The 11538-nt window shown below is 74.1% G+C and carries 12 protein-coding genes and 1 pseudogene; all 13 read left to right on the forward strand.

The window, feature by feature from the left end:
* Positions 1–85: 85 nt before the first annotated feature.
* Positions 86–634 carry a guanylate kinase gene (gmk, locus tag I8D64_RS00685; RefSeq protein ID WP_200500602.1) on the forward strand — a complete coding sequence of 183 codons (549 nt, stop codon included), beginning with the start codon at positions 86–88 and terminating at the stop codon, positions 632–634.
* Positions 635–814: 180 nt separating this feature from the next.
* Entirely contained in the window at positions 815–1180 is a 366-nt protein-coding gene (rpoZ, locus tag I8D64_RS00690) for a DNA-directed RNA polymerase subunit omega (protein WP_152353056.1), read from the forward strand.
* Between the two features lie 56 nt (positions 1181–1236).
* Positions 1237–2541: a bifunctional phosphopantothenoylcysteine decarboxylase/phosphopantothenate--cysteine ligase CoaBC gene (gene coaBC, locus I8D64_RS00695; RefSeq protein WP_200500603.1), complete on the forward strand. Its 1305-nt coding sequence runs from the start codon at positions 1237–1239 to the stop codon at positions 2539–2541.
* The gene (gene metK / locus I8D64_RS00700; protein ID WP_200500604.1) at positions 2538–3746 is read left to right on the forward strand and encodes a methionine adenosyltransferase; all 1209 of its coding nucleotides are present in this window, start codon (positions 2538–2540) and stop codon (positions 3744–3746) included. The genes coaBC and metK overlap by 4 nt, the downstream gene beginning before the upstream one ends.
* A pseudogene (gene hisI, locus I8D64_RS17070) lies at positions 3743–4096 on the forward strand (phosphoribosyl-AMP cyclohydrolase); the annotation flags it as partial. The gene metK and the pseudogene hisI, both read left to right, overlap by 4 nt.
* A 122-nt stretch (positions 4097–4218) precedes the next feature.
* The gene (locus I8D64_RS00710; protein ID WP_200500606.1) at positions 4219–5844 is read left to right on the forward strand and encodes an anthranilate synthase component I; all 1626 of its coding nucleotides are present in this window, start codon (positions 4219–4221) and stop codon (positions 5842–5844) included.
* A complete protein-coding gene (locus I8D64_RS00715) occupies positions 5841–6494 on the forward strand; it encodes a Trp biosynthesis-associated membrane protein (protein WP_200500607.1) in 654 nt (217 codons plus the stop codon). Before I8D64_RS00710 ends, I8D64_RS00715 begins: the two co-directional genes overlap by 4 nt.
* 33 nt (positions 6495–6527) lie before the next feature.
* Complete coding sequence (locus I8D64_RS00720) at positions 6528–6767, forward strand: HGxxPAAW family protein (protein ID WP_200500608.1); 240 nt, start codon at positions 6528–6530, stop codon at positions 6765–6767.
* A gap of 26 nt (positions 6768–6793) precedes the next feature.
* Positions 6794–7192: a DUF2752 domain-containing protein gene (locus I8D64_RS00725; protein ID WP_343068373.1), complete on the forward strand. Its 399-nt coding sequence runs from the start codon at positions 6794–6796 to the stop codon at positions 7190–7192.
* A 112-nt stretch (positions 7193–7304) separates the two neighbouring features.
* Entirely contained in the window at positions 7305–8180 is an 876-nt protein-coding gene (gene trpC, locus I8D64_RS00730; protein ID WP_200500610.1) for an indole-3-glycerol phosphate synthase TrpC, read from the forward strand.
* A complete protein-coding gene (gene trpB / locus I8D64_RS00735) occupies positions 8177–9592 on the forward strand; it encodes a tryptophan synthase subunit beta (RefSeq protein ID WP_200500611.1) in 1416 nt (471 codons plus the stop codon). Before trpC ends, trpB begins: the two co-directional genes overlap by 4 nt.
* On the forward strand, positions 9589–10467 hold the full coding sequence (gene trpA, locus I8D64_RS00740) for a tryptophan synthase subunit alpha (RefSeq protein ID WP_200500612.1): 879 nt from the start codon (positions 9589–9591) through the stop codon (positions 10465–10467). Before trpB ends, trpA begins: the two co-directional genes overlap by 4 nt.
* Positions 10464–11468 carry a prolipoprotein diacylglyceryl transferase gene (gene lgt / locus I8D64_RS00745; protein ID WP_200500613.1) on the forward strand — a complete coding sequence of 335 codons (1005 nt, stop codon included), beginning with the start codon at positions 10464–10466 and terminating at the stop codon, positions 11466–11468. Before trpA ends, lgt begins: the two co-directional genes overlap by 4 nt.
* Positions 11469–11538: the final 70 nt, after the last annotated feature.

Here is an 11538-nt window from a genome sequence, read left to right on the forward strand (position 1 = left end):
CCCCGCACCCCCCCCCCCCCCCCCCCGGGGGGGGCGGGGGGGGGGGGGGGCGGGCCCCCCCCCCCCCCCCCGCGTCCCTGTCACTGTGCTCGCCGGCCCCACGGCCGTGGGCAAGGGCACCGTCTCCGCGGCGATGCGCGAGCGCTATCCCGACGTGTGGCTGTCCGTCTCGGCGACCACGCGCGCCCCGCGCCCCGGTGAGATCGACGGCGTGCACTACTCCTTCGTCAGCGACGAGGAGTTCACCCGCCTGGTCGAGACCGGTCAGATGCTCGAATGGGCGATCGTCCACGGGCGCAACCGCTACGGCACGCCCCGCGGCGCGGTCGAGCAGCGCATCGCCGACGGCCGCCCCGTGCTCCTGGAGATCGACCTCGCGGGAGCGCGGCAGGTCCGCGAGACCATGCCCGAGGCACTCTTCGTCTTCCTCGCCCCTCCGGACTGGGAGTCGCTCGTCGAGCGGCTCGTCGGCCGCGGCACCGAGGACGCCGAGGAGCGCGAGAGGCGCCTGGCCACCGCGCGCGTCGAGCTCGCCGCCGAGAGCGAGTTCGACGTCACCATCATCAACGACACGGTCGCCGACGCCACCGATCGTCTGGCCGCCCTCATCGGCGTCGCCCCGCAGCGCGGCTGACCCCGATCCGGCGAGGGCTGCGCGCCGACCGCGCACGGGCGTGACGCAGCCCGCCCGCCCACCGCTCGCCAGCGTGGGGATCAGGGCGTATTCTGGGTGGTCGCATGCGGCGCGCCCCGCGAGCCCAGCTCACCGCCGGCCCGGCAGCGCCGTGCACATCGTCAATCGAAGGGACCTTCCGTGTTCGGAACCGTCGCCCAGCCCGAGGGCATCACGAACCCGCCGATCGACCGCCTCCTCGAGGACGTCGACTCGAAGTACGCGCTCGTGCTCTACTCCTCGCAGCGCGCCCGCCAGATCAACGCCTACTACTCGCAGCTCTCCGAGGGCCTGCTCGAGTACGTCGGCCCCCTGGTGGACGTCGAGAACCAGGAGAAGCCGCTCTCCATCGCCCTGCGTGAGATCGACGAGGGCCTCCTGGTCGCCCGCGAGATCGACGAGGCCGAGCTCGAGGCCAAGAAGCAGGCCGAGTCGGAGTCCTCGCTGGCCCCGCTGCAGCTCGGCGAGGACGCGCCCGAGCCGCCGTCCACCGACTTCTCCTTCTGAGCGCACTCGGGGGAGTCCCCTCGAGATCCGCCGAGCATCGCGAGGATCCTGCTGAGATGACCCAGATCGCCGATGGGATCCGCGGAGCCCGCGTCCTGCTGGGCGTGAGCGGCGGGATCGCCGCCTACAAGGCCGCGCACGTGGTGCGCGGCCTTGTCGCGTCCGGAGCCGACCTCCGCGTGGTCCCGACCGCCTCCTCCCTCGAGTTCGTGGGCGCTGCGACCTGGGAGGCCCTCAGCCACCACCCGGTCACCACGAGCGTCTTCGAGGACGTCGACGAGGTCGCTCATGTGCGGCTCGGCCAGGAGGCCGACCTCGTGCTGGTCGTCCCCGCGACGGCCGACCTGCTGGCGCGTGTCCGCGGCGGACGGGCCGACGACCTGCTGAGCGCGACCCTGCTCATGGCCGGCCCCCGGGCCCTCCTCGCGCCGGCCATGCACACCGAGATGTGGGAGAACCCGGCGACCCGCGAGAACGTGGCGGTTCTGCGCGAGCGCGGCGTGCGGGTGCTCGAGCCCGCCGTCGGCCGGCTCACCGGCCCCGACAGCGGCCCCGGCCGCCTCCCCGAGCCCGAGGCGATCCTCGACGCCGCCCGCGCGCAGCTCACCGCCCCGCGCGACGAGCGCGGCGCCGTCGTGCCGGACCTCGAGGGCGCGCGCGTGCTGATCAGCGCCGGCGGCACCCGCGAGGAGATCGACCCCGTCCGCTTCCTCGCCAACCACTCGTCCGGGAAGCAGGGCTTCGCCCTCGCCCACGCGGCCCTCGCGCGCGGAGCCGAGGTCACGCTGATCGCCGCGAACGTCGACCTCGAGACGCCGCCCGGCGCCCGCCGCGTCGACGTCACGAGCGCCGCCGATCTCGCCTTCGCCGTCGCCGCCGAGCGCGAGGGCGCCGATGCGCTCGTGATGGCGGCCGCCGTGGCAGATTTCACCCCTGCCCAGCGCGCCGAGGCGAAGATCAAGAAGACCGGTGAGGTTGACGTCCCCTCGCTCGCGCTGCGTCGCACCCAGGACGTGCTCGCCGCGAGCGTGTCGGACCGCCGGGAGCGTCGCGACCAGGCCGCGGCGTCCGCGGGAACCCGCGTGAACCCGCATGTCATCGTCGGATTCGCCGCGGAGACCGGGGGAGAGGGCCGCACATCCCTCGAGCTCGCGCGCGAGAAGGCGCGCCGCAAGCAGGCCGACCTCCTGGTGTTCAACGACGTCAGCCGCGGGGTCTTCGGCGCCGAGGACACGGCGATCGAGATCCTCGACGCCGAGGGCGCGGACGTGGCCCGCGCCGAGGGGTCCAAGACGGCGGTCGCCCACGCTGTGCTCACGCAGGTCGCGAGCAGGCTGGGCAACGTACGCTGGACCCCATGACATCGCACGACCTGCGCAGCTTCACCTCCGAGTCGGTCACCGAGGGGCACCCCGACAAGATCTGCGATCAGATCTCCGACGCCATCCTCGACGACATGCTCGGCCAGGACACCGGCGCGCGCGTCGCCGTCGAGACCATGGTGACCACGGGGCTCGTGCACGTCGCCGGAGAGGTGCGCACCTCGGGGTACACCGACGTGCAGCGGATCGTGCGCGACGTGATCCGCGAGATCGGCTACGACTCCTCCGCGAAGGGCTTCGACGCCGACAGCTGCGGCATCGAGGTCTCCATCGGCTCCCAGAGCCCCGACATCGCCGCGGGTGTCGACACCTCCTGGGAGCAGCGGGACGGCGGCTCCGCCGAGCGCTTCGGCGACCTCGGCGCGGGCGACCAGGGACTCATGTTCGGCTATGCGTGCTCGGACACTCCGACCCTCATGCCGCTGCCGATCCACGCCGCCCACCGCCTCTCCTCGAACCTCTCCGAGGCCCGTCGCAGCGGGGTCCTGCCCTATCTGCGGCCCGACGGGAAGACCCAGGTCACCATCGGCTACGACGAGAACGACGTCGCGCGCAGCGTCGAGGCGGTCGTCGTCTCCACCCAGCACGACGAGGACGTCGACATCGCCGCGCAGCTCGATCCCGGCATCCGCCAGGTCGTCATCGCACCCGTCCTGGAGGAGCTCGAGGGCATCGGCCTGGACACCTCCGAGGTGCGCTTCCACATCAACCCCTCCGGTCGCTTCGTCATCGGCGGCCCCAAGGGCGACGCCGGCCTCACGGGCCGCAAGATCATCGTCGACACCTACGGCGGGATGGCCCGCCACGGCGGCGGCGCATTCAGCGGCAAGGACCCCAGCAAGGTCGACCGCTCGGGCGCCTACGCCATGCGCTGGGTCGCCAAGAACGTCGTCGCCGCGGGGCTCGCGAAGCGCTGCGAGGTCCAGGTCGCCTACGCGATCGGCGTGGCCGCGCCCGTGGGCCTGTACGTCGAGACCTTCGGCACCGGCACCGTGCCCGACCACCAGATCGCCCGCGCCATCGAGAAGGTCTTCGACCTGCGCCCCGCCGCGATCATCGACGCCCTGGACCTGCTGCGCCCCATCTTCACCCTGACCTCGGCCCACGGCCACTTCGGCCGCGAGCTGCCCGAGTTCACCTGGGAGCGCACGGACCGGGCCGACGAGCTCGCGAGGGCGCTGTGAACGACGGCCCCGCGCTGGACCCGGCGATCGCGCAGCGCCTCACCCACGACGCCGCGGGCCTCGTGCCCGCCGTCATCCAGGACCACGAGGACGGCCGCGTGCTCATGGTGGGCTGGATGGACGACGAGGCCCTGCGCCGCACCCTCACCGAGGGCCGCGTGACGTTCTGGTCCCGTTCGCGCCAGGAGTACTGGCGCAAGGGCGACACCAGCGGGAACGTGCAGTACGTGCGCTCGGCCGCCCTCGACTGCGACGGCGACACGCTGCTCGTCGAGGTCGACCAGATCGGCCCGGCCTGCCACCGCGGCACCGCCACCTGCTTCGTGGGCGGAGAGCTTCCCGTCCGGGTGCTCGGCCCGGACGATCGCGCCCCTGCTGCCGACGCCGCCGCGCCCAGCGCGCCCGCCGGCGCGCCCACGGTGCCCACCGCCGAGACCGCCGTCGAGAACCGCCCCGAGGAGGACACCGAGGGATGACCACGACCGATCAGCCGCACCCGGAGCGGACCCGCCCGTCGGCCCCCGAGGGCGCGAGCGCCGCAGCCTCCTACCCGGAGCTCATCGGCGGGATCGAGGGCGATGCCCTCGGGGTGATCCAGCCCGATCGCGAGACCTTTCGAGCGCTGGCCGCCCAGCAGCGGATCGTCCCCGTGACCCTCCGCGTGCTCGCCGACGAGGACACCCCGCTCACGCTCTACCGGCGCATCGTCGACCAGGAGGACCCCCGCGGCACCTTCCTGCTCGAGAGCGCGGGGGAGGGCGAAGCATCCCGCTGGTCGATCATCGGCGCCCGCGCCCGCGCCGTCCTCACCGAGAAGGACGGCCAGGCCCATTGGATCGGCGACGTGCCCGCGGGGGTCCCCGAGGACGGGGACCCGATGCAGGCCCTGGACTCCGTCGCCGACGCCTTCCGCTCCGCGCGCCTCCCGCAGCTGCCGCCCTTCACCGGCGGCCTGGTCGGGTTCGTCGCCTACGACGCCGTGCGCCACTGGGAGAAGCTGCCCGACGCCCCGCCCGACGAGATCGGCGTCCCCGACCTCTCGATGTTGCTCGCCCAGGACGTCGCCGTGCACGATGCGCACGACGGCACCGTGCTGCTGGTCGCCAACGCCCTCAACCTCGACGGCACCGACGAGCGCGTCGACGAGGCCTACGACGACGCCCTCGCGCGCCTGGACGCGCTGCGCGCGGCGCTGCACCGCCCGCTGCCCGCCCGCGCCGCCGTCTACGACACGGTCCGGGAGGTCGAGCCCAAGGCCCGCACGGCCGAGCTCGAGTACCAGCAGTCCGTGCGCGAGGCCGTCCGCGACATCGTCGACGGCGAGATCTTCCAGGTCGTGCCCTCGCAGCGCTTCTCCCTGCCCACCGCCGCGGATCCGCTGGACGTCTACCGGGTGCTGCGGCGCATGAACCCCAGCCCGTACATGTACCTGCTGCGGACCGTGGACGGCGACGGCGCGCCGATCCACGTGGTGGGCGCGAGTCCCGAGGCCCTCGTCACCGTGCGCGGGCGCACCGCCGGCACGCACCCGATCGCCGGCTCCCGGCCGCGCGGCGCGAGCCCTGAGGAGGACTCCCGCCTCGCGGAGGAGCTGCTGGCGGACCCCAAGGAGCGCAGCGAGCACCTGATGCTCGTCGACCTCGCGCGCAACGACCTGCAGAAGGTCTGCGAGCCCGGCAGCGTCACCGTGCGCGACCTCATGCACATCGAGCGCTTCAGCCACATCCAGCACATCTCGAGCGATGTCACCGGCACCCTGCGCGCCGACGCGAGCGCCTACGACGCCCTGCGCGCGACGTTCCCGGCCGGCACCCTCTCCGGGGCGCCGAAGCCGCGGGCGATGCAGATCATCGACCGGCTCGAGCCGGTGCGCCGCGGGGTCTACGGAGGCACCGTGGGATACATCGACTTCGCCGGGGACATGGACATGGCCATCGCGATCCGCACCGCCGTGATCAAGGACGGCACCGCGCACGTGCAGTCCGGGGGCGGGATCGTCGCCGACTCCGACCCCGTGGCCGAGCACCGCGAGTCCCAGACCAAGGCAGCCGCCGCCCTGCGCGCGGTCGCCTCCGCGCAGACGGTGCGCGACGCATGAGGGCGCTGCTGACCCGGCGCAGCCTCGTGCTCGCCGCCCTCGTCATGTCCCTCGCGCTCGCGGGGATGACCCGCGCGACCTGGGCGACGGCCCTGGCCGCCGGCTTCACGGGCGCCAAGCAGAGCATCGACGTCACCGGGCAGGACGCCGCCCCCGCCGTGCTCGCCCTCGCCCTCGTGGGCGGCGCCGCCGCGGTCGCGACCACGCTCGCCTCGCGCTGGGTGCGCTTCATCACCGGACCGGTGCTGGTCCTCGCGGGCATCGGCGCCGCCGTCTCCGCGATCACCGTGCGGGCCGACGCCGTGAGCGGCTCGACCTCGGCGGTCGCCGAGGCCACGGGCGTGGTGGGCGGGTCGATCGACGCGGAGGCGAGCATCTGGCCGCTCGTCGCGCTCGTGCCCGCCGTGCTGCTCGTGGTCATCGGCGTGCTGGTGCTGGCCGTCGGCGGGCGCTGGCCCCGTCGCCGCTCCCGCTACCAGCGCGACGCCTCCCGCGAGGTCGCGCCCGCCGAGCTCGACCCCTCCGACGACCCGGCGGCCGCTTGGGACGCGCTGAGCCGCGGGGAGGATCCGTCCGACGACCCGGCTGATGACCCGGCCGACGACACACGGACCGAGCCGCCGGGGGACTCCGGGCGCGTGGCAGAATAGGACCCATCCGCCCCCGCACACGAGAGGTCACCCATGCCCCGCACGTACGCCGTCCCGCCGCCGCCCCCGCACAACGAGGGCAGCACCGTCGCCGCCTGGGTGAACACCGTCGGCTGCGTCCTCGGTGCGATCGTCGCGGCGCTCGGCATCGTGCTCGGCGACATGCCGATCATCATCGGCGGCGTGGCCGTCGTGGTGATCACGATGATCGTGAGCTTCGTCCTGCGCCTCGCCGGCTTCGGCCAGAAGCGCACCCGGGCCTCGGCGCAGTGACCCGGCGGGCCGGCGCCCGGGGAGCGGTGCTGCCGCTCGCCCTGGCGGCGGCCGCCGCCGCGGCGGCGATCGGGGTGCAGGCGGTCTTCGACCCCTTCACCCAGGACGTGCCGCTGTGCCCCCTGCACGCGCTCACCGGCCTGGACTGCCCGGGCTGCGGCGCCACCCGCGCCGTGCACGCGCTGCTCGCGGGCGATCCGCTGCTGGCCCTGCACAGCAACGCGCTGATCGTGCTCGCCGTGCCCGTCGTGCTCGCCCTCTACGTGCGGTGGATCGTCGATCGCGTCCGCGGACGCGATCGCATCATCGACCCGCCCAAGAGCGTGCTCATCGCCCTGGGCGCCCTGGTGGCCGTGTTCACGATCGCCCGCAACCTCCCGGGCCTGGAGCTCCTCTCCGCGCCCTCGCTGGTCCCCGGGGCCTGAGCCCCGCGAGGCCGGCACGCAGCACCGGCGCCGAACGGGCACGCGGCCCGTCGGCGCCGCATCCGCATCGTCCGCGCAGACCAGGCTCCACGAGCCGGGACCAGGAGGGTCCGTGACAGCGACAGGCACCGTCCTCGACAGCATCATCGAGGGGGTCCGCGAGGACCTCGCGACGCGCCGCGCGCAGCTCCCGCGCCCCGCCCTCGAGCGCCTCGCCGCCCAGACCGCCCCCGCCCGCGACGCCCGCGCGAGCCTGGAGGGCGACGGCAGCACGCTGGGCCTGATCGCCGAGGTCAAGCGACGCAGCCCCTCGAAGGGCGACCTCGCCGAGATCGCCGATCCCGCCGCGCTCGCCCACATCTACGCGGGCGCCGGTGCGAGCGCGATCAGCGTCCTCACCGAGCAGCGCCGCTTCGGCGGCAGCCTCGCCGACCTCGACGCGGTCCGCGATTCCGTCGACGTCCCCGTGCTGCGCAAGGACTTCACCGTCGAGGACTACCAGGTGCTCGAGGCCCGCGCCCACGGGGCGGACCTCGTGCTGCTCATCGTCGCGGCCCTCGACGACGCCCTCCTGAAGGACCTGCACGACCTCACCCGCGAGCTCGGCATGCAGGCGCTCGTGGAGACCCATACCGCTGCGGAGCTCGAGCGCGCCCTCGCCCTTGACGCCGCGATCGTGGGCGTGAACGCGCGCGACCTCACCACCCTCGACGTGCACCTGGACCGGGCGACCGCCGTGCTCGGCGACATCCCCTCGGGGATCCTCGCGATCGGGGAGTCCGCGGTCGCCTCGGTCGCCGACGTCGAGTCCTACGCCCGCGCCGGGGCCGACGCCGTGCTCGTGGGCGAGGCCCTCGTGACGGGGCCCGACCCCCGCCGCAGCGTCGAGGAGTTCCGATCCGTCCGCCGGATCGGCCGCGCCGGCGGGGATGACGCGAGCAGCGTCGGCACGAGCACCACGAGAACGACTCCCGGAGGCGACGCATGAGCCAGAGCCTGTTCCCGCGCCCGGACACCCCGCTGCGCAGCGAGGCCGGCCCCTACTTCGGCGACTTCGGCGGGCGCTTCCTGCCCGAGGCGCTCGTGCCCGCGCTCGACGAGATCCGCGAGGCCTACGAGAAGGCGATCGTCGACCCCGACTTCATCGCCGAGCTCCAGCGCCTCTCCCGCGAGTACACGGGCCGCCCGTCCCTGCTCAGCGAGGCGCCGCGGTTCTCCGCCCTCGCCGGCGGCGCCCGCGTGCTGCTCAAGCGCGAGGACCTCAACCACACCGGCAGCCACAAGATCAACAACGTGCTGGGCCAGGCCCTGCTCACCCAGCGCATGGGCAAGACCCGTGTGATCGCCGAGACCGGTGCCGGCCAGCACGGCGTCGCGACCGCGACGGCGGCGGCCCTGTTCGGCCTGGACTGCACGATCTACATGGGCGAGGAGGACACCGAGCGCCAGGCGCTGAACGTGGCCCGCATGCGCCTGCTGGGCGCCGAGGTCGTCCCCGTGACCCACGGCTCGCGCACCCTGAAGGACGCGATCAACGAGGCCTTCCGCGACTGGGTCACGAACGTCGAGACCACCCACTACCTGCTGGGCACCGTGGCCGGCCCCCACCCGTTCCCGGTGATGGTTCGCGACTTCCACCGGGTGATCGGCGAGGAGGCCCGCGAGCAGGTCCTCGAGCGCACGGGCGCCCTGCCCGACGCTGTCGTCGCCTGCGTGGGCGGCGGCTCCAACGCGATGGGCATCTTCCACGCCTTCCTCGACGACGCCGACGTCCGGCTGATCGGCTGCGAGGCCGGCGGGGACGGCGTCGCCACCGGCCGCCACAGCGCGACCATCGGCGGCGGCAGCCCGGGCGTCCTCCACGGCGCCCGGAGCTTCGTCATGCAGGACGACGACGGCCAGACCATCCCCTCCCATTCGGTGAGCGCGGGCCTGGACTACCCGAGCGTCGGCCCCGAGCACGCCTGGCTCGCCGAGATCGGCCGCGCCGAGTACCGCGCGATCGACGACGACGCGGCCATGGACGCCTTCGCCCTGCTCTCCATGACCGAGGGCATCATGCCCGCGCTCGAGTCCGCGCACGCCCTCGCCGGGGCGCTCGCGCTGGGCCGCGAGCTCGGCGAGGGCTCCACCGTCCTGGTGAGCCTCTCGGGACGAGGCGACAAGGACGTGGACACCGCCTCCCGCTGGTTCGGACTCCTGGACGATCCGTCCGACGGGTCCGACGGGTCCGACGGGTCCGACGGCGCCGCCGCTCCTCGCGGCGATCTCGCCGCCCTGCGCGACCTCGCCCGCAGCACCCTGCCGACCGACCGCGCCGCCAGCCCGGAGACCGCCGGTCCGGAGACCACCGCCGCGGCCGATCCCGCGACGCCCCTCACCGAGGAGGAGAACCGATGAGCACCACTGCGCGGCTGCGGGCCGGAGACGTCCTCGAGCGCACGCGCGCGGAGGGCCGCCCCGCGCTCGTCGGCTACCTGCCCGTCGGCTTCCCCGACCAGCAGCGCTGCATCCAGGCGGCGCGCACCCTGGTGGACAACGGCGTCGACGTGCTCGAGCTGGGACTGCCCTACTCCGACCCCGTGATGGACGGGCCCGTCATCCAGCAGGCCGCGACCGCGGCGCTGGCCGGCGGCACCCGCACCCACCACGTCCTCGAGGCCGTCGAGGCGCTGAGGGGGAGCGGCGCGGCCGTCCTCGTGATGACCTACTGGAACCCCGTCCTCGCGCAGGGCGTCGCCTCCTTCGCGCAGCGCCTCGCCGCCGCGGGCGGCGCCGGGCTCATCACCCCCGACCTCATCCCCGACGAGGCAGGGGACTGGCTCACCGCGAGCGAGGAGGAGGAGCTTGACCGCGTGTTCCTCGTGGCCCCCAGCTCCCCGCGCGAGCGACTCTCGCACGTCGTCTCCCACGCCTCCGGCTTCGTGTACGCCGCCTCGACCATGGGCGTGACCGGCACCCGCGACTCCGTCGGCGAGGCCACCCGAGGGCTCGTCGAGCGCACCCGCGCCGCGGGCGCTCGCAACGTCTGCGTCGGCCTCGGCGTCTCCACCGGGACCCAGGCGGCGGAGGTCGGCGCCTACGCCGACGGCGTCATCGTCGGCTCGGCCTTCGTCAAGGCGCTCATGGAGGACCTCGCCGCGGCGGGAGCCGACGGAGCGGACCCCGGGGCGGAGGCCTCCCTCGATGCCGCTGTGCCCATGCCACGCCTCGCGGCGAAGGCGCGAGAGCTGCGCGAGGGCGTCGAGAGCGCCCGGAGCGGAGTGCGCGCATGATCCTCGCCGACATCCCCAGCCCCACGATCTCCGCGATCCACCTGGGTCCGCTCGAGATCCACTTCTACGCCCTGTGCATCCTCGCCGGCATCGGCGTCGCCCTCTGGTGGGCCACCAAGCGCTGGGAGTCCCGCGGGGGCACGGGCGAGGACATGTTCGACATCGTCTTCGCCGCCGTCGTCGCCGGCATCATCGGTGCGCGCATCTGGCACGTGCTCTCCTCTCCCGCTCCCTACTTCGGGGCCGACGGGAACCTCCTGGACGTGCTCAAGATCTGGCAGGGCGGCCTCGCGATCTACGGCGCCGTCGCCGGCGGGGCCGTGGCCGTGTGGTTCATGGCCCGCCGCAAGGGCATCTCCTTCGTGGCGCTCGCGGACACGATCGCACCGACCCTCATGGTCGCCCAGGCGATCGGCCGTCTGGGCAACTGGTTCAACCAGGAGCTCTACGGCCCGCGGACGTCCCTGCCCTGGGGACTGGACATCTCCTGCATCCAGAACGGCGGGACCATCCCCGGTTGCGTGCCCGGCACCTACCACCCGACGTTCCTCTACGAGCTTCTGTGGAACCTCGTCGGCGTGGTCGTGCTGCTCGCGATCGCGAAGCGCCTGCAGCTGGGCGGGGGCCGCGTGTTCTGGCTCTACGCCGCGATCTACTCGGCGGGGCGCGCCTGGATCGATGCCATGCGCACCGAGCCCGTCGCGATGATCGGCCCGCTGCGCATCCACACCGTGCTGGCCATCGTCGTCCTCGTGGTCGCGATCGTCGTGCTCGTGGTGCTCACCCGGCGCAGGCGGCGGCGCGGGGGAGAGGTCCTCGCGGCCGACGGCTCGTGGACCCTGGCCGTCGCGTCGCCCGCGGGCCCGTCCGCCTCCGCGGAGGGGTCGGCCCCCGCGGACCCGTCCGCCCCTGACGGCCACGACGGTGTCGACGGTGTCGACGGTGTCGAGCGGACCGTCGCCCCCGATGCGCGCCGCGGCCGCCGTAGGCGCCGCGACTGACCGACCCGGCGCCCTCGCGGGCGCACGCTCGGCGGACGGGCGTCTCACGATGCGACTGCTGAGATCCCGC

The organism is Brachybacterium halotolerans (assembly GCF_016623465.1).
GTDB lineage: Bacteria > Actinomycetota > Actinomycetes > Actinomycetales > Dermabacteraceae > Brachybacterium > Brachybacterium halotolerans.